Raw genomic sequence first — 18895 nt, forward strand, 5'->3', positions numbered from 1 at the left:
GCCTCTCGGAGGGCCACCCATTCCCGCGCGGGTTTTTGGGCAGCATTCACCCCATGCCGAGCATCATCTTGACGCTCGAAGCATGGAGTATGTTGACTTATTCGGCTGCGACACCCATCCGCATGCGCTCCATGTCTTCGAGCGCGCGGCGATATTCAACCGGCATGACTTTCACGAATTTCGGCCGGAATGTTTCCCAATTGTCGAGAATTTCCTTGGCCCGGCCCGAACCTGTATAGTGCATGTGGTTCGAAATGAGCTGCACAAGCCGCTCCTCGTCGTGACGGGTCATATTGGCCGACACATCGACACGTCCCTTGTGCGCCAGGTCACCACCGTGATGGTGCAGCTTCTCAAGGATGTCATCCTCTTCCGGAACCGGCTCGAGTTCGACCATCGCCATGTTGCAACGTTGGGCGAAATCGCCTGCCTCATCAAGCACATAGGCGACACCGCCGGACATGCCTGCCGCAAAGTTGCGGCCAGTCTGGCCGATGACGACGACAACGCCGCCAGTCATGTACTCGCAGCCATGGTCGCCCGTACCCTCGACGACAGCGATGGCGCCGGAGTTACGAACGGCGAAACGCTCACCGGCCACGCCGCGGAAATAGGCTTCACCCTCGATGGCCCCGTAAAGCACGGTGTTGCCGACGATGATAGAGTCTTCCGGTACGATCTTCGTCTCTTCGGGCGGGCGGATGACGATACGGCCGCCGCAAAGACCCTTGCCGACATAATCATTGCCGTCACCGATCAAATCGAACGAAATCCCGCGTGCCAAGAACGCTCCGAAGGACTGTCCGGCCGTTCCGCGGAACTTTACCGAGATCGTATCTTCCTTGAGGCCCTTGTGCCGATAGCGCTTGGCCACTTCACCTGACAGCATCGCACCGGCTGAACGATCGACATTCTTGATATCCATCTCGATCTTGACCGGAATCTTGCTTTCGAGTGCAGTCTTGGCCTGCTCGATCAGCTTGCGGTCGAGAATATCGACGATCGGGTGGTTCTGACGTTCCGTCCAGCGGATCTTGTTCTCGGGTGCTTCCGGCTTGTGGAAGATGCGGGTGAAATCGAGGCCCTTGGCCTTCCAGTGATCGATCATGTCGCGCTTCTCGAGCAGTTCGGCCTTGCCGACGATCTCTTCAAGCTTCGTGTATCCCATCTCAGCCAGGAACTGCCGCACTTCTTCCGCCATGTAAAAGAAGAAGTTGATGACATGTTCAGGCGTGCCCTTGAAGCGCTTGCGCAGGACAGGATCCTGCGTAGCGACACCGACAGGGCAGGTATTGAGATGGCACTTGCGCATCATGATGCAACCGGCGGCGATCAGCGGCGCGGTCGAGAAGCCGAACTCGTCGGCTCCAAGCAACGCACCGATGATGACATCGCGCCCGGTCCGCAGACCGCCATCGACCTGCAGGGCCACGCGCGAGCGCAGGCCATTGAGAACCAGCGTCTGCTGCGTCTCTGCCAGACCCATTTCCCATGGGCTACCCGCGTGCTTGAGCGAGGTGAGCGGCGACGCGCCCGTTCCGCCGTCATAGCCCGAGATGGTGATATGATCGGCACGTGCCTTGGCAACGCCGGCAGCAACAGTGCCGACGCCGACTTCCGAAACCAGCTTGACCGAGACATCCGCCTCGGGATTGACGTTCTTCAGATCGTAGATGAGCTGCGCCAGATCTTCGATGGAGTAGATGTCATGGTGCGGCGGTGGCGAAATGAGGCCGACGCCCGGCGTCGAATGGCGGGTTTTCGCAACGGTCGCATCTACCTTATGACCAGGCAGCTGACCGCCTTCGCCGGGCTTGGCACCCTGCGCGACCTTGATCTGCATCATGTCGGAGTTGACGAGATATTCCGTCGTCACGCCAAAACGGCCCGATGCCACCTGCTTGATCGCCGAGCGTTCAGGATTCGGCTTACCATCGGGCAGCGGGTAGAACCGATCGGGCTCCTCGCCGCCTTCGCCGGTGTTCGACTTGCCGCCGATCCGGTTCATGGCCACGGCGAGCGTCGTATGGGCTTCGCGGCTGATCGAACCGAAGGACATCGCGCCGGTCGAGAACCGCTTGACGATCTCCTTCGCAGGCTCGACGTCATCGATCGAGACAGGCTTGCGTCCCGTATCGGAGGCCATCTTGATGTTGAAGAGGCCGCGAATGGTCTTCGCCCGCGCCGACTGGCTGTTCACCATGTCGGAATATTCCTTGAACGTGCTCGGCGAATCCGTCCGGACTGCATGCTGCAACTTCGCAACGGCATCCGGCGACCAGAGATGCGCTTCTCCGCGCATGCGGTACGCATATTCACCACCGATTTCCAGCGTGCTGGCGAGCACCGGATCATTGCCAAAGGCATCGCGGTGACGTCGAACCGTCTCTTCCGCCACTTCCTCGAGACCAACGCCCTCGATGGTCGTCGCCGTTCCGAAGAAGAACCGGTCGACAAACGCCGACTTCAGACCGACCGCGTCGAAAATTTGCGCGCCGCAATAGGACTGGTAGGTCGAGATGCCCATCTTCGACATGACCTTGAGGATGCCCTTGCCGATAGACTTGATATAGCGCGAAACGACTTCCTTTGAATCAACTTCAGGCGGGAACTCTCCGCGCTTGTGCATGTCGAGCAGCGTATCGAAGGCGAGATAGGGATTGATCGCTTCCGCACCATAACCGGCAAGGCAGCAGAAATGATGCACTTCGCGCGGCTCGCCCGATTCAACCACAAGACCAACCGATGTCCGCAGGCCCTTGCGGATCAGGTGATGGTGAACTGCCGCAGTCGCGAGCAGCGCCGGGATTGGTATGCGGTCCGGCCCAACCTGTCGGTCGGACAGGATGATGATGTTATAACCGCCATGCACAGCAGCTTCCGCACGGTCGCATAACCGCTCGACCGCACCGGCCATGCCGGCAGCACCTTCGTCTACGTTATAGGCCGTATCCAGCGTCTTGGTATCGAACCGGTCTTCCGTATGTCCGATGGAACGGATCTTTTCGAGATCGCCATTGGTCAGGATCGGCTGGCGCACTTCGAGCCGCTTGCGGCGCGACGAACCAACCAGGTCGAAAATGTTCGGGCGCGGGCCGATGAACGATACGAGGCTCATCACCAGTTCTTCGCGGATCGGATCGATCGGCGGGTTGGTGACCTGCGCAAAGTTCTGCTTGAAATAGGTGTAGAGCAGCTTCGACTTGTCCGACATCGCGGAAATCGGCGTGTCGGTGCCCATCGAGCCAATGGCTTCCTGGCCCGTCGTTGCCATTGGCGCCATCAGCAGGCGCGTATCTTCCTGCGTGTAGCCGAAGGCCTGCTGACGATCGAGTAGGCTCACATCCTTGCGCAGCGCACGGGGCTCCACTGGGCTCAATTCTTCCAGAATGAGCTGCGTGTTCTTCAGCCACTTCGTGTAGGGATGGCGGTTGGCGATCTCCGACTTGATGGTATCGTCGGAGACGATCTCACCCTTTTCCATGTCGATGAGCAGCATGCGGCCCGGCTGGAGCCGCCACTTTTTGACGATCTTCTCTTCAGGCACAGGCAGCACGCCTGCTTCCGAAGCCATGATGACGAAGTCGTCGTCGGTAACGATATAGCGGGCGGGGCGCAGCCCGTTGCGGTCAAGCGTCGCGCCGATCTGGCGGCCATCGGTGAAGGCAACAGCTGCCGGACCATCCCACGGCTCCATGAGCGCGGCGTGATACTCGTAAAATGCCTTGCGGTCATCGGACATCAGCTTGTTACCCGACCACGCTTCGGGGATCAGCATCATCATCGAATGGGCGAGCGAGTACCCGCCCTGGAACAGGAATTCCAGAGCATTGTCGAAGCATGCCGTATCCGACTGGCCCTCATAGGAAATTGGCCAGAGCTTGGAGATGTCATTGCCGAAATATTCAGAATCGACCGAAGCCTGGCGCGCCGCCATCCAGTTGACGTTGCCGCGCAGCGTGTTGATTTCACCGTTGTGGGCGACCATGCGGTATGGATGCGCCAGCTTCCACGACGGGAAGGTGTTGGTCGAAAACCGCTGATGCACCAGCGCCACCGCGCTTTCGAAACGCGGATCCTTCAAGTCCTTGTAGTAGGCACCGACCTGGTAGGCGAGGAACATGCCCTTGTAGACGATTGTCCGCGCCGACATGGAGACGACATAGAAATCGCTCTCCTTGCCGCCATTCTCCTGGTAGATGCGGTTCGAGATCACCTTGCGCAGAACAAACAGCCTGCCCTCGAAATCTTCGTTCGTTTCGATGTTGGGGTTGCGGCCGATGAATACCTGCCGGTGATACGGCTCGGTGGCAGCGATGTGCGGCGCCTTCGACAAGGACGAGTTGTCGACGGGGACGTCGCGGAACCCGATCAGCGACTGGCCTTCCGAAGCGATAACCTCGGAAATCACGGTTTCGATATGGGCCCGCTCGTCAGGATCCTGCGGCATGAACAGGTAGCCGACGGCATAGTGGTTGACGGGAGGCAGCTCGACGCCCTTCTCCGCCCATTCAGCACGGAAGAACGCATCCGGAATCTGCACGAGCATGCCGGCGCCATCGCCCATCAGGGGATCGGCGCCAACGGCGCCACGATGGGTCAGGTTTTCGAGCATGAACAGCCCGTCTTCAATGATCTTGTGTGACTTGACGCCCTTCATATGCGCGACAAAGCCAACGCCGCAGGCGTCGTGCTCGTTGCGCGGGTCATAAAGGCCTTGTCGGGTGGGAATGCCGGACGATTTATTGGTTTTGACCGCACGAGTCTGCACGGCCTGAGCGAGTTCAGTCGTTACAGATGGCGTCAAATCCGTCATCGTCAATTCCTCCATTTGAGCCCGTTGCGGGCGGTCATCATTTCATGGGACGGAATAGCATAATTCCAGTCCCGCTTCGGTGCGGCATATCTTCCGATTGCAGGCTGCGGTCACCACTATAAGCACGGAAGCACGTTTGCTTACCGTCCTGCTTTCAGCTTGCGCAAATTAGGACAGCATTGCTGTCTTATTGTCGTATGCCAGAATTACTCCAAACAAACAAGATGGAAAAGCAAAAAATATCAGCATTCTGCGAAATATCATTGCGCAAAATGCACCAAAAGTATCCCGTTCGTTTCGAAACATGAGGTTTTCGCTAAAAATTCAAGGGAAAACAGAGTGTTCCACATAACCAGGATTTTTGGTTGCCTTTTCACCCCCGGGCTAAAGGCGTATGCCTGTCCGCGCAATTCGAAACCCGAGGTTACTTTCATGCATTTTGCTTCCGATAATTGGGCCGGAACCCATCCGAAAATCGCAGAGAATCTGAACAAGCATGCAAGCGGTTTTGCAAGTGCCTACGGTACGAGCAACCTGGATAAAGTCGTCGAGCAAAGGTTCAACGAGATTTTTGAACGTGAAGTCGCGGTTTTCTTCGTCGCCACGGGCACTGCGGCCAATTCGCTGGCACAGGCCAGTGTTGCCAAGCCCGGCGGTGTCACCTTCGCGCATCGCGAAGCGCACACAATCGCGGATGAAGGCGGAGCACCGGAATATCTGTCCGGCGGTGCCCGGCTGCACCCGGTCGACGGACCGCTAGGGCGGATCGAAGTGGACAATCTCAAGAAAGCAATGGCTGGCTATAATAACGTCCGCGCAGGTCAGCCGATGGCGGTATCCATCACGCAGCTGACCGAGAGCGGTACGCTTTACGAACCCGGTGAAATCGCCGGAATCTCCGCGGTTTGCCGCGAAAACGGACTGCCCCTGCACATGGATGGCGCCCGCTTTGCCAACGCATTGGTTTCGCTCGGCTGTTCCCCGGCAGATATGACCTGGCGGCAGGGCATCGATATCCTGTCGTTTGGCGGGACAAAGAATGGCTGCTGGTGCGCCGAAGCACTGGTTTTCATGGATCCGGCAGGCGCTGAGGCTTTTCCCTACATTCGCCAGCGGGCGGCGCAGCTCTTCTCAAAGTCACGCTTCATCGCCGCTCAGTTCGAGGCGTACTTCGAAGATAACCTGTGGCTGGATCTGGCAAGGCATTCCAACACCATGGCCGGGCGCATGGCTGACCGCATTGCCGCATCCGGCAATGTCCGATTGGCCTGGGAGCCGCGCGGCAATGAAATTTTCGCCATCATGAAAAACACGACCGCAGCAAAATTGCGTGACCATGGAGCACTTTTCTACGACCAGAACGCGCCGGCCTCGGAAAGCCATCTTGTCGGCGAAGGCGAAACGCTGACGCGGCTCGTCACCAGCTTTGCTACTCTTCCCGAGGAGATTGACCGCTTTGGCGAGCTCATCGCATAAAAAAGCGGCGCTTTCGCGCCGCTTTCTTCGCTCACTGCGTAGACCGCTTAGTTTGCAGCTTTCGCTTCGATCTGCTTGGCTTCCTTGTCGGACAGGGAAGTCACGGCAATCTTGCGCGGCTTCATCTCTTCAGGAATTTCGCGCTTGAGATCAATGTGCAGCAGGCCGTTTTTCAGGCTGGCACCGCTGACCTCGACGAAATCGGCAAGATGGAAACGGCGTTCGAAAGCGCGTGAAGCAATACCGCGGTAAAGCGTCTCGGCATTTTCATCGGAGTTCTCGGTGCTCTTTTCGCCGGTCACCTTGAGCTGATTGCGATGAGCCTCGATCTGGATTTCATCCTCTGAGAACCCGGCAACTGCCATGGTGATGCGGTAAGCGTTCTCGCCGGTCCGCTCGATATTATAAGGCGGATAGGTCTGGGCGCCTTCCGGCTGAGCGAGACTATCAAGAATCGTGAAAAGCCGGTCAAAACCGACGGTTGAACGGTAGAGTGGGGAAAAATCAACGTGACGCATGGTTTAGCCCTCCTTTGAGCGACAATGTTTGCGTGTTTTGGTTCCTTGAAAGACTCCCATAGAGGCAAGTCCCGATGAACCAGTGACCCCGATATGGCGGTCACAACAGCTATTTGGTTAGGCCAAACTTCGTTTTCAAGGGTTTTTGTTCAGCAGCATTCGCGCGCGCAATCGAGGTGTCGCGGCCCTGTGGATGAACGCAAAATGAACATCATCTTCGGAATACGTTCACCTCGATGCATCTATAACTGCACTCAAGGTTGGAAACGATCCGACATCACAAAGGACAAACAGAATGAAAAAAACCGTTCTTGCACTGACCGCCACGGCGCTTCTCGTCACTGGCTTTGCCGCTTCGGCAATGGCTGACGACCGCTATTACCGGGACGAATCACCGATCTATCTCGACAACCGTGGCGAAGCAGATGGCTACCTGGTTCAGGATCGCCGCTACTATGATGACGGTTACCACGGTGATCGTTACGACCGCCGTGACCGGTTTGGTCCGCGCGATGTTAGCCGGATGCTCGAGCGCCGCGGCTACAGGGTTCGTGATGTCGATTTCGAGCGTGGCCGGTATTTTGTAAGAGCTTCGCGTCGCGGTGCACCCGTACTCGTGGTTGTTTCACGCCGTGGCGAAATTCTCGAAACTCGCCGCATGGGTGGTGATCGTTACGCCGAGCGTCGCAATGGTTTCAGCATCGAAATAAACCCGGCTTACTGATGAGTTCAAAAAAGCCGAATCGTTCCGGGTGTAACGTCCCTTCCGCCCGGAACGTGCTGACCGGAAGCTCTCGACAGAGTTTCCGGTCATTCTTTTTGCGATCCCCGGTTTGACCTTTGTATCCGCGCATTTTATCAGAGAAAGAGCTGAAGTCGGCGAGCCAAAGATGAGGATTGACCCGATCAAATGATCCGACCGCTTGTCGAAACCGCATCCAACCCCCTTCCGCCCGGGACGCGCGTCGAAACCCTAAATCTCGCTGACGGCAAGGAATTGCGCTACGGGATTACGCCTGCGAGTACCCATCCCGTACAGGGAACCGTGCTTATCCTCCAGGGCCGGAACGAATGCATCGAAAAATACTTCGAGACGGCCCGCGACATTGCCACCCGCGGCTTTACCGTGGCGACCTTCGACTGGCGTGGCCAGGGTGCCTCCAGCCGCCTCTTGCGGGATCCGGCGCGCGGCTATGTGAAAAGCTTTGATCAATATGCGGCAGACCTTGAGCAGCTGTTCGAATCTGTACTTTTGCCCGATTGCCGTGGTCCCTACTACATTCTTGCCCATTCGACAGGGGCATTGGTGGCGTTGCTGGCGGCGCCGGCTCTTTCCAACCGTGTCCGGCGAATGGTGCTGACAGCTCCGCTGCTCGACATTACCGGCAGCCGTGCCAGAAAGATTGCAGCGCGAATCGCGGCCAACACTCTGCGGTCAACCGGTCTGGGCAAGACCTACATGCTCGGCGGAGCGCATTCCATAAAGGCCTTTGAAGTCAACGAAGTGACTTCAGATGCGGTACGCTATCTGCGCAACGTGGACGTTCTCGAGCAGGCGCCGGAACTTGCCATCGGTGGACCAACGGCAAGCTGGATCGTGGCTGCCGCGGCCGCCATCAAGAAGGTCAGCCGCCCGGATTTCATCGATGCGATACGGATACCGATGCTGATCATCGCCGCGGGTATGGATAGTGTCGTATCAACGCCGGCGATCGAGCGTTATGCGCTGCAGCTGCGTAACACCACGCTGCTGACCATCGACGGTTCAAAGCATGAAATCCTGCAGGAACAGGATTTCTACCGCGAGCAGTTCTTCGCGGCTTTCGATGCGTTCATCCCAGGAACCGGGGGCGAGTCGCTGTAAGATCAGCGATTGAGAAGATCCAGCGCCCGGGCATGCAGCTCTGGCGTAGCCGCAGCAAGGATGTTGCCGGCCTTTTCGGCCGCGCCGCCATCCCACATCGTAATCACACCACCTGCCTTTTCGATGATCGGAATGAGCGCGACAATATCGTAGGGATGCAGCCCGGTTTCTACGACCAGATCGACAAAACCGGCAGCAAGCATCGCATAGGCATAACAATCGGTGCCGTAGCGTGCAAGCCTGACGGTTTGTTCGACACGGTCATAGGCTTCCCGCTTTTCGTCCTTGAACAGTGCCGGCGTAGTCGTAAAAAGCGTTGCCTCGGAAAGCTCAATCGTCTTGCGTGTTTCGAGACGGCGCGTCCCGCCCGGTCCTTCATACCAGGAGGCCTCTCCGTCGCACATGAACAGCTCCTTGGTGAACGGCTGTGCCATCAGACCCGCCACCGCATCGCCATCGATTGTTAGACCTGCCAGCGTGCCCCAGACCGGAATGCCTGAAATGAACGCACGTGTCCCGTCGATGGGATCGATCACCCAGACATGTGACTGGTCAAGATTTTCCCCACCGAACTCTTCCCCAAGAATACCGTGCTCGGGAAAGGACGCATTGATCAGCCTTCGAATCGCCCGTTCGGCCTCTCGATCAGCCTCGGTGACCGGATCAAAACCCGTTTGGTATTTGTTGTCGACGAGCGAAATATTGCGGAATCGCGGCAGGGTTTGCTCGGCGGCAACGTCAGCAATCTGCTTCAAAAAGGAAAGTTCTACGAACAAAATGGCTCCTTGCGATTAAATCATTCTCAAACTTCTGCCTCGTTGGACAAATTTTTGCATATTTTTTAGGCATACAATGACAATGCACAAAAAATCATACAAATCACTTGACATTTGTGCGACGCAGCATAGAGTAATCAACAGACAGGGCGACCTGTCTATGCCCTCCTTGGGCGTTTCCTCCCTAGACTTGGGCCGCGCTTATGCGCGGTCTTTTTTTGTCGATGCCTCTAAACTATTCGGCCGCCAACGGCGTATCGAGGAAGTGGAAGTCGGGTAGAGAAACCAGATCCGCCAGGAACAGCCCGATATCCCGTTGCAGTTGGTCGAAGCCGGCCTTCCGTTCATAATTATGCTCATTGAGGTAAAGCCCGCGGTTCACCTCGATCTGCATCGCATGGAAGGATTTCAAGGGCCGACCGTAGTGCTCGGTAATGTAACCGCCGGCATAGGGCTTGTTGTGCGCAACCACATAGCCCATCTCCCTGAGAAGGTGGATTGCCGAATTGGTGAGTTCCGGCGTGCAGCTCGTGCCGAAACGGTCACCGATAATGAAATCGGGGCGCATTCCACTCTCCGGGAAACGAATTCCTGTCGGCATCGAGTGGCAATCAATCAGCACGCCGTAGCCAAAGCGATCCCGCGTTGCGACGAGCACGTCTCCAAGAACCGCATGATAAGGCTTGTAGATATTGTTGATCCGGCCCAAAGCTTCATCAAGATGCAGCTTCTGCGCATAGATTTCCTGCCCCTCCCCGACAAGACGCGGGATCGTTCCAAGTCCGCCGGCGACGCGCGCCGAATTGCCGTTTGCATAGGGCGGCAGCGGCTCGAGGAACATCCTTGCATCGAGCTCATAGGGCTCGCGGTTCACATCGAGATAGGCGCGGGGGAAATGCGCAACCATCAAGGGTGCGCCGAGCATCACGGCCGCAGCAAACAACTGGTCGACGAAACAGTCTTCGGAGCGCCGGATCGTTTGCGGGTCGAGTTGCGACTGCCTGACAAAGGCTGCAGGGTAGCACTGACCGCTATGCGGCGAATTGAAAACGAATGGGATGCGTTGATCGGCCGGTTGCCGCAATTCGTAAGGCAGGCTGTCTGGAAAATCGCGCTCGACGGTCATTCTTCACTTCAAGGTTTGCAGCGGTAAAGGCGGACAGATGTCCTACTCTAGTGCAACTTTCCTTCAGATGGAATTCATCAACCGGCATAAGCAGCCAACTTTATGACCTACACGCCCTACTCCCAAAGAGCGGGCCATATCTTACAGGGCTACCTCGACATTTGGTTCGTTCGCCCTTATTTTCTGGCAAATCATTCACGCGATCTTTACCAAAAAAGCGTTTTGTAAATATCGACAGACGCCGGTTTGGGGATGATCCGGTGCTAGACAATTCGGACGGACTGATGAAGAGAATACTTCTTGCAGAAGATGACAATGATATGCGGCGCTTTCTAGTCAAGGCGCTGGAAAAGGCGGGGTATCATGTCACCCATTTCGACAATGGCGCCAGCGCCTATGACCGTTTGCGTGAAGAACCGTTCTCGCTGCTCTTGACCGACATCGTAATGCCGGAAATGGATGGCATCGAGTTGGCGCGGCGCGCATCGGAAATCGACCCGGATCTCAAAATCATGTTCATCACAGGCTTTGCCGCGGTGGCGCTGAATTCCGATTCGAAGGCCCCGAAGGACGCGAAAGTGCTTTCCAAGCCTTTCCATCTGCGCGATCTTGTCAACGAGATCGAAAAAATGCTGGTCGCTGCATAGAACAGGCGCGACATTCTTTCATTCTCGCAAAGAAAGCCTGATAACTTCTTCCGAACGCTATTGACGGACACAAATCAATATGGTGTATGCGCCCGGTCAGATGGGCGTGTAGCTCAGCGGGAGAGCACTACGTTGACATCGTAGGGGTCACAGGTTCAATCCCTGTCACGCCCACCATCTGATCCTCCAAATTCAAGCGCTTGAGTAACCGCCTTTCAGTCGCGACTGGTGGCAAATTCGCTGTTGGGCAAGCAGAAGCGGCCTCTGGGTCTGGATAAATCCGGCCTCCTACTGCTCTCGAAATGCTCGGCTGAACTGGTCTGCAAGTGGTTTGGCACGACATTGCAGTGCGCTCTTCTGTTGAAATGAAGACTTCCACCGGCATGCCTGGCAGTAGTCTGTTGTCGCCAAGCTTTTCGAGCTCCTCGGCCGGAACAACGACGTCTGCCAGATAATATACCTGACCGGTGGCGGGATCGCTGCTTGTCGCCGCCGAGACATACGCGATGCGGCCACGTTTTTTCAGAGCCAAAGAGCTCTTTTGGATCGTGTCAGTCTTCGTCGCGCTAGCATTGTTCGCTTGGTTTTTCTTAGCAGAATAGCCTTCAACCTATGCGTTTGGAGCGATGGCTTTAGTTTCTTGAAGCATCGGATGCTCAAGTGACCGTCGCAGTCTGTCATGCGATTGCCTCGCTTGTGCTCTCAAGCGGGCCGAACTACCTTGGTAATTGCTCCTGCCCCCGGTAACGTGCGCCTTAAGCATAGATTCCACGCTCAAAGGAGATTCGCGATGCAGCTTGGTATGATTGGTCTGGGGCGCATGGGCAGCAATATGACACAGCGCCTGATGAAACATGGGCACGACTGTGTCGTGCACGATACCCGTGCCGAGAGCATGACTGACCTGCAAGAGCAGGGCGCTAAAGGCACAACGTCTCTGGAGGAATTCGTGTCATTGCTGGCGCGGCCGCGCGCCGTCTGGCTGATGTTGCCTGCTGCCGTGGTCGACACCGTTTTGGCCAAACTGGTTCCCCTGCTCGACAAGGATGACATCGTCATCGATGGCGGCAATTCTTACTACCACGACGATATTAGGCGCGGCGGCGAGCTGAAATCGCACGGCCTTCACTATGTCGATGTAGGCACGAGTGGCGGCGTCTTCGGTCTGGAGCGCGGCTACTGTCTGATGATCGGCGGCGAGAAGGACATCGTGAAACATCTTTCGCCAATTTTCGCCGCGCTCGCACCCGGCAAAGGCAACGTGCCGGTGACCCAGAGCCGGGCAGAAAAGGCAAATGGCGACAATACGGCAGATCAGGGCTTTCTGCATTGTGGTCCGCATGGCGCCGGCCATTTCGTCAAGATGGTGCACAATGGCATCGAATACGGGCTGATGGCAGCCTATTCCGAGGGACTGAACATCCTGCGCAATGCAGATATTGGCCTGCGCTCGCACGAGGCTGATGCGGAAACAACCCCGCTGCAGCACCCCGAGCATTACCAATACAATTTCGACCTGCCGGATATCGCCGAGGTGTGGCGGCGCGGCAGTGTTATCAGTTCGTGGCTGCTCGACCTGACCGCCGATGCGCTTTACGAAGACCCCGGATTAACAAGTTATGAGGGACGTGTCTCCGACTCGGGCGAAGGGCGCTGGACCGTCGTGGCGGCAATCGACGAAGCGGTGCCGACGCCCGTGCTCAGTGCTGCGCTCCAGGAACGATTCAGCTCGCGCGGCAATGCGGATTTTGCCAACAAAATCCTGTCCGCCATGCGCCGTGAATTTGGCGGGCATGTGGAAAAACCGGCGCCGAAATCTTAAGGCGCCGGTCTTTGCTCCCGGAGAACAGGTTTCTCCGGGATGCAACTGACTGAGGCTCAGTGCCGCTGACCAAGCTCGCTGTCGAGGTGCGCCATCTGCGCTTCGGCGTAGCGCGTACCGGCAGCTGCTCCCTTTGGGACAGCCTTTTCGATCGCCGTCATGTCTTCCGCCGTCAGCGTCACATCATAGGCACCAAGCGCTTCCGTCAGGCGGTCGCGGCGGCGGGCGCCGATCACCGGGATGATGTCCTGCCCTTGCGCAGCAACCCAGGCAATGGCGATCTGCGCAACCGTGACGCCCTTACCCGCGGCGATCGCCTGCAAAGCTTCGACAAGGGTGAGATTCTTCTCGACATTTTTGCCCTGGAAGCGCGGGCTGTGTGCCCGGAGGTCGCCTGGAGCGGCCTTGTCCTTGCTCCAGTGGCCGCTGATCAGGCCGCGTGACAGTACGCCGTAGGCGGTAATGCCGATATCAAGGTCGCGGCAGGCATCAAGAATACCGTCTTCAATGCCGCGGGAAATCAGCGAATACTCGATCTGGAGATCGACGATCGGATGAACGGCAGCGGCCCTTCTGATCGTTTCTGACCCCACCTCCGACAATCCGATATGCTTGACATAACCGGCCTTCACCATGTCGGCGATGGCACCAATTGTTTCCTCAATCGGCACGTTGGGGTCGAGACGCGCCGGGCGGTAAACATCAATGTAGTCGACGCCAAGGCGCTGCAGAGAATAGGTGAGGAAGTTCTTGACCGCTTGCGGTCGTGCGTCAAAGCCGGTCCAACCACCGGTTGGATCGCGAAGACCACCAAATTTGACGCTAAGGATCGCGTCCTCGCGCTTCCTGCCCTTCAATGCTTCGCAGATCAGTAATTCATTATGGCCAGCCCCATAGAAATCGCCGGTGTCGAGCAGATTGATGCCTGCTTCAAGGGCCGCGTGCACGGTGGCGATACTCTCTGCCCTGTCGGACGGGCCATACATGCCCGACATGCCCATGCAGCCCAGCCCTACTTCAGAAACGCGCGGTCCTGTCGCGCCAAGTTGACGATAGTGCATTCTCAAACCCCTGGTCTTGTCGTTAGGAAGGAACGTTCGAGGGCCACTTTAAAACAGCTTGGTCTGTGCAATAATCCTGCATATTATGTACGGGTCGTACGGAAATATGCACAATGACTGATCCTGATCTCTCCGATCTTGGGGCACTTGTCGCCGTCGCTCAGGCGCGCAGCTTTCGCGCTGCAGCCTCGCTTCGCGGTGTCTCCGCCTCGTCCTTGAGCGAAGCCATCCGCAGGCTCGAGGCACGCATTGGCGTGCGCCTGCTCAACCGGACCACGCGCAGCGTTACCCCGACCGAAGCCGGCACCCAGCTGCTCGAACGCCTGATGCCAGCCCTTGGTGAAATCACTGGCGCGCTGGACGCCTTGAACAGTTTTCGCGACAGTCCCACAGGAACGCTGAGACTCAATGTGCCGATCATCGTGGCACAGCGTATCCTCCCCCCGATCACCAGCCGTTTCCTTTTGGCATACCCGGGGATCACGCTGGAGGTTTCGGCCAGCGATACGTTCATCGACGTCCTCGCGGCGGGCTTCGACGCGGGTATCCGCTATGATGAAAGCATCGAACGCGACATGATCGCAATACCGGTCGGACCGCGGACTCAGCGTTTCATCCTGGCCGCGGCGCCATCCTATCTCGCAGTTAATGGCACACCGCAACACCCGCGCGATCTCCTCGATCACGCCTGCATCCGCCACCGCTTCGCCAGTGGCGTGATCCCGAACTGGGAATTCGAGCGCAATGGGAAAGTCGTCAAGATAACGCCAAAAGGGCGAGTGATCGCCTCGACTGCCGAAATGGGGATCGGAGCCGCTGTCGCCGGCCTTGGTGTGGTCTGTACCTTCGAGGAATATCTGAGCGAAGCGTTACAAAGTGGCCAACTGGTCCCTGTTATGGAGCCATGGTGGCAGGAATTTACCGGTCCCCGCCTCTATTACCCGAGCCGCACCCACATGCCGGCTCCGCTGCGTGCCTTCGTGGATTTCATCAAGAGTCCGGAAGAACGCACGCTGGCAAGAACGTAGCTCGCCTCCCTTGCATCGGGCATCTCGCTGTGGCATGACGCGCCTCCCTCATCGAGGACACCAATGCGCCGCCTCGGCAGGCAGCATCGAATTCTGAATATCTGTGGACAACAGGAGTGCGGCAATGGCTCAGGCGCTGGGTTTCGACTTTGGCACGACCAATACGGTCATGGCATTGGCCGATGGAGCAACGACGCATTCCATGGCCTTCACCAGCGCAGCCGGCACGGCCGACAGCATGCGCACCGCCCTCTCCTTCATGAAGGACCCCGTCGCCGGCGCGTCGGCGCTGAAGGTGGAGGCCGGCCATGCAGCGATCCGCCAGTTTATCGACCACCCGGGCGAGTGCCGTTTTCTTCAGTCAATCAAAACTTTTGCTGCGAGCGCCCTCTTCCAGGGCACGCTCATCTTCGCCAAGCGTCAGACCTTCGAGGACCTGATGGAGATCTTCCTCCGGCGCCTGCGGACCTATGCGGGTGACCACTGGCCGGACGAGATCAGTCGTATTGTTACCGGCCGCCCCGTGCATTTCGCTGGCGCCAATCCCGATCCGGCGCTGGCGACGGAGCGCTATAATACAGCGTTGCGGCGCTTCGGCTTCCCCGAGATCCATTTCGTCTATGAGCCGGTCGCGGCGGCATTCTATTTCGCGCAGAACCTCAAGGCCGACGCGACCGTACTGGTCGCCGACTTCGGCGGCGGTACGACCGACTATTCGATTATCCGCTTCGAAACGTCGGGCGGCAAGCTCAGTGCCATGCCGATCGGCCATTCCGGCGTCGGCGTTGCCGGAGATCATTTCGACTATCGCATGATCGATCAGATCGTCGCGCCGCAGATCGGCAAAGGCAGCTTGTTCCGGAGTTTCGACAAGACCCTCGAAGTTCCCGCTTCCTGGTACGCCAATTTCGGCCGCTGGAACCAGCTCTCGATCTTCAAGACCTCGAAAGAGTTCACTGCCCTGAAGAAACTGGTACGCGATAGCCTCGAGCCGGAGAAGCTCGAAATATTCGTCGATCTCGTTGATCATGATGAAGGCTATCCGCTCTACCAGGCGGTATCAGCGACCAAGATCGCATTGTCATCGGAAGACGAAGCGGAGTTCAACTTCTCGCCGCTGGGGCGCGGCGGCCGTAAGACGATCCGGCGTACCGACTTCGAAAACTGGATCGAAGGAGACCTGGCACGTATCGAAGCTGCGCTCGATGACGTCCTGGAAAAGACAAACACCCTGCCCGGGCAGATCGACAAGATATTCCTCACGGGCGGCACGTCTTTCGTCCCGGCCGTCCGGCGCATCTTCACCGAGCGGTTCGATCACGATCGCATCGAGAGTGGCGGTGAATTGCTATCGATCGCCCACGGACTTGCGCTCATCGGCGAGCGCGATGACATTCTGCAATGGACCGCCTGAGACGGCAGGTTGCGTGCAAGGGATGACAACCGAAGCATAACCAGCTATCGAACACCGCAAGTTCGAAGAAGAAGTCCGGAAAGCTGGAAGTCATGAAAGAAGCGATTACGCTCAAACAATTGAAGGAAGCGGTTGGCACGGAGATCGGCTCTTCCGAGTGGCGCGTCGTCAGCCAGGAAATGATCAACCAGTTTGCTGATGCGACCGACGACCATCAGTTCATCCACACGGACCCGGAACGGGCCGAAAAGGAAACGCCTTTCGGTGGCACCATCGCCCACGGCTTTCTGACGATCTCGCTTCTGTCCACGCTGGCTTATGAAGCATTGCCGATGATCGAAGGCGCGACGATGGGCATCAATTACGGTTTCGACAAGGTGCGCTTCATGGCGCCGGTCAAATCCGGCAAGCGGGTGCGCGCACGCTTCAAGCTCGTCGACGCCGATATTCGTCCGTCCGGACGCGTCCTCAACAATTACGAAGTGACGCTGGAAATCGAAGACTCGCTCAAGCCTGCGCTGGTCGCCAATTGGCTCACCATCGCCGTACTGGAACATCCACCCGAAATGGACTGAGTCAAGCCGCGAGTTTGCCAACCTCGTCGAGAGGGGGAGCACTCGCATGATAGGTCGTCACCAGATCCTTGAACGAAAAAGGCCCCTGGACGAACATCCCGATGTCGTAGGGATTGCGTATCTGTGCACCCTTGAGAAACAGCAAGTGCATCTTGAAGAAATTCTGCTTGGCGCGCGCATAACGCTTTGCGCCGTGAATGTGCTTGAAGCGGATTCGCCGGATAATCGGCTCGCTGCGCGGCTTGATTCCCAATGCTGCCGCCGGATCCGATTTGTAGAAATGGACAATGTCGTTGATCGTCTGGAATTCCGCCCACAATATTGGCGTATCCTGGAGAACGACGCGCACATCCTCGCGCAATCCAGTCGCACGCGGGTGCAAGGCAATCATCAACAGACATGAGCCTGCGGCAAGCAGCGATACCGGCTTCTGTTTGAGAAGTTGCGGATTGTTGCGCCAGACATCGGCGATTGCTTCCACGGCGGGAACAGTGCCGAGACTGTGCCCGATGATCACCACCTCATCCGCATCGCTCCCCCGCAGCTTCTCGACCAGATGATCCGCAAATGCCTGCCGGCGGCGCAAAAGGCTTGCGTTACGCCGGTGGATTCGGTCCGAAGCGGCGGCCCAATCATCAAGGAGATATGAAAAGAACAGCTTTTCGCCAGGCCAGCGAATGAGCAAACGGCCAATGGCCAACGCAAGCGGGATCGTCCAAAGGAGATGAAGACCGTTATATCCGGCAAACAGCGGAAACAGCCCGACGCCAATCGTAACAAGCGTGATAAAGCAGGCAAGAGCGAACGGCCACATGAAGAAGATGCAGAAACGCCAGCTGGTGCCCAAATAGCGCCAGAACGTTCCTGTCAGCAGGAAATCGAGAAACGCCATCAGTCCCGTTGCAAACCGCGTGGCAACATTTCGGGCCGCATAAGCGTCAAAAATATCCGCGGTGCCGTACTGACAGAATTCCGTTTCGGTGTGCCAGTCGGCGCCACTGGTTTTGATTTGCATGCTGGCGATGTTCTGTCCTTGCGGGCTCATGCGGCTCGCCTGGGTTTTGGCACGCCAGAGACTGTTGAAATCAGCTGCGCTGTTCAGATAGCGTCCCCGCACCGCGTCGGGATGCAGCCCCTCATAGCCGGTGAAATTGATGACCAGACGCTTTTTGACAGCCATTTCGTTTCTCTGAACAACGAGACCACACGAATCGGCAGTCACTGGCGTTCTATATGGTGGGCGGTGGCATAATTGCGAGCCGCCTTTTCAGCATTTCGAGCGCATTTAACATGGAATTGAGAGTGTGTGATATCGGACCAAAGTATTGCCGCTTAAACGGCGTGATCCAAAAAAAAAGGCCCCTCCTCGTTACTTCGCTCCGTCACCTGAAACCACCCACGCTTCCGTCGTCCTCGGGCTTGACCCGAGGACCCAGATAAAGAGTCACAAGCGCCCGGCGTTTCAATGGGCAGAACTTTGAGTTATCTCGTGGGTCCTCGGGTCAAGCCCGAGCATGACGGAAGGGGAGTGCATTACGATAACGCGGGACGATTGGTGTGGACCAGATAGTTCCTTCAACGAGTGCCGATCAAAAAATCGCTGCGCACTTATCCACGTCCCCAAAACCTCGGTTATCCTGTTCCCGTCCTTCCCGTGTTGGGGTGGACGGCTCCCAACGGCATCAAATGTGCCAGAATGAGTTCGTTGAAAGCTCAATCGAAGGAGACCGTCCGTGGACCAGATTATCCGAATTGGTATGGATACGTCAAAG

The 18895-nt window shown here is 57.3% G+C and carries 15 protein-coding genes and 1 tRNA gene; 9 read left to right on the forward strand and 7 right to left on the reverse strand.

Annotation, left to right across the window (positions count from 1 at the left end):
• Nucleotides 1-97 precede the first annotated feature (97 nt).
• Nucleotides 98-4816, reverse strand: coding sequence for a glutamate synthase large subunit (gene gltB / locus CU102_RS29220; protein WP_106714528.1), 4719 nt, complete (start codon nucleotides 4814-4816; stop codon nucleotides 98-100).
• Between the two features lie 432 nt (nucleotides 4817-5248).
• Here gltB and CU102_RS29225 point away from each other — a divergent pair, with 432 nt between their 5' ends.
• Nucleotides 5249-6292 (forward strand): threonine aldolase family protein, encoded by a 1044-nt coding sequence (locus CU102_RS29225; RefSeq protein ID WP_106714488.1) that lies wholly within the window; start codon nucleotides 5249-5251, stop codon nucleotides 6290-6292.
• A gap of 47 nt (nucleotides 6293-6339) precedes the next feature.
• Here the strand turns inward: CU102_RS29225 and CU102_RS29230 are convergent, their stop codons facing one another.
• On the reverse strand, nucleotides 6340-6810 hold the full coding sequence (locus CU102_RS29230) for an Hsp20 family protein (RefSeq protein WP_106714489.1): 471 nt from the start codon (nucleotides 6808-6810) through the stop codon (nucleotides 6340-6342).
• 295 nt (nucleotides 6811-7105) lie between these two features.
• Between CU102_RS29230 and CU102_RS29235 the strand changes: the two genes are divergently transcribed.
• Nucleotides 7106-7534, forward strand: coding sequence for an antifreeze protein (locus CU102_RS29235; RefSeq protein ID WP_106714490.1), 429 nt, complete (start codon nucleotides 7106-7108; stop codon nucleotides 7532-7534).
• A 186-nt stretch (nucleotides 7535-7720) separates the two neighbouring features.
• Entirely contained in the window at nucleotides 7721-8674 is a 954-nt protein-coding gene (locus CU102_RS29240) for an alpha/beta fold hydrolase (protein WP_106714491.1), read from the forward strand.
• A 2-nt stretch (nucleotides 8675-8676) separates the two neighbouring features.
• Here the strand turns inward: CU102_RS29240 and hisN are convergent, their stop codons facing one another.
• Together hisN and CU102_RS29250 are read right to left on the reverse strand one after the other, a co-directional pair.
• Nucleotides 8677-9450 carry a histidinol-phosphatase gene (gene hisN, locus CU102_RS29245; protein ID WP_106714492.1) on the reverse strand — a complete coding sequence of 258 codons (774 nt, stop codon included), beginning with the start codon at nucleotides 9448-9450 and terminating at the stop codon, nucleotides 8677-8679.
• Between the two features lie 235 nt (nucleotides 9451-9685).
• Nucleotides 9686-10576 (reverse strand): N-formylglutamate amidohydrolase, encoded by an 891-nt coding sequence (locus CU102_RS29250; protein WP_106714493.1) that lies wholly within the window; start codon nucleotides 10574-10576, stop codon nucleotides 9686-9688.
• 284 nt (nucleotides 10577-10860) lie between these two features.
• Here CU102_RS29250 and cpdR point away from each other — a divergent pair, with 284 nt between their 5' ends.
• Together cpdR and CU102_RS29260 are read left to right on the forward strand one after the other, a co-directional pair.
• Nucleotides 10861-11223: a cell cycle two-component system response regulator CpdR gene (gene cpdR, locus CU102_RS29255; protein ID WP_027229490.1), complete on the forward strand. Its 363-nt coding sequence runs from the start codon at nucleotides 10861-10863 to the stop codon at nucleotides 11221-11223.
• A 102-nt stretch (nucleotides 11224-11325) separates the two neighbouring features.
• Nucleotides 11326-11400, forward strand: a tRNA-Val gene (locus CU102_RS29260).
• Here the strand turns inward: CU102_RS29260 and CU102_RS31260 are convergent.
• The gene (locus CU102_RS31260) at nucleotides 11351-11755 is read right to left on the reverse strand and encodes a beta-barrel domain-containing protein (protein ID WP_483428632.1); all 405 of its coding nucleotides are present in this window, start codon (nucleotides 11753-11755) and stop codon (nucleotides 11351-11353) included. The genes CU102_RS29260 and CU102_RS31260 overlap by 50 nt on opposite strands.
• Before the next feature lie 258 nt (nucleotides 11756-12013).
• Between CU102_RS31260 and gnd the strand changes: the two genes are divergently transcribed.
• Nucleotides 12014-13045 (forward strand): phosphogluconate dehydrogenase (NAD(+)-dependent, decarboxylating), encoded by a 1032-nt coding sequence (gene gnd / locus CU102_RS29270; protein WP_106714494.1) that lies wholly within the window; start codon nucleotides 12014-12016, stop codon nucleotides 13043-13045.
• 56 nt (nucleotides 13046-13101) lie between these two features.
• Here the strand turns inward: gnd and CU102_RS29275 are convergent, their stop codons facing one another.
• Nucleotides 13102-14106, reverse strand: a complete 1005-nt coding sequence (locus CU102_RS29275; RefSeq protein ID WP_106714495.1) for an aldo/keto reductase — start codon at nucleotides 14104-14106, stop codon at nucleotides 13102-13104.
• A gap of 113 nt (nucleotides 14107-14219) precedes the next feature.
• Here CU102_RS29275 and CU102_RS29280 point away from each other — a divergent pair, with 113 nt between their 5' ends.
• The 3 genes from CU102_RS29280 to CU102_RS29290 all read left to right on the forward strand — a co-directional run bounded on the left by CU102_RS29280 (nucleotide 14220) and on the right by CU102_RS29290 (nucleotide 17123).
• Nucleotides 14220-15134 (forward strand): LysR family transcriptional regulator, encoded by a 915-nt coding sequence (locus tag CU102_RS29280; protein ID WP_106714496.1) that lies wholly within the window; start codon nucleotides 14220-14222, stop codon nucleotides 15132-15134.
• 124 nt (nucleotides 15135-15258) lie between these two features.
• Nucleotides 15259-16548 (forward strand): Hsp70 family protein, encoded by a 1290-nt coding sequence (locus CU102_RS29285; RefSeq protein ID WP_106714497.1) that lies wholly within the window; start codon nucleotides 15259-15261, stop codon nucleotides 16546-16548.
• A 92-nt stretch (nucleotides 16549-16640) separates the two neighbouring features.
• A complete protein-coding gene (locus CU102_RS29290; protein ID WP_106714498.1) occupies nucleotides 16641-17123 on the forward strand; it encodes a MaoC family dehydratase in 483 nt (160 codons plus the stop codon).
• A 1-nt stretch (nucleotide 17124) separates the two neighbouring features.
• On the opposite strand, the gene CU102_RS29295 is transcribed toward CU102_RS29290, so the two are convergent.
• The gene (locus CU102_RS29295; RefSeq protein WP_106714499.1) at nucleotides 17125-18303 is read right to left on the reverse strand and encodes an alpha/beta hydrolase; all 1179 of its coding nucleotides are present in this window, start codon (nucleotides 18301-18303) and stop codon (nucleotides 17125-17127) included.
• Nucleotides 18304-18895 lie beyond the last annotated feature (592 nt).

This window comes from Phyllobacterium brassicacearum (assembly GCF_003010955.1).
Taxonomy (GTDB): domain Bacteria; phylum Pseudomonadota; class Alphaproteobacteria; order Rhizobiales; family Rhizobiaceae; genus Phyllobacterium; species Phyllobacterium brassicacearum.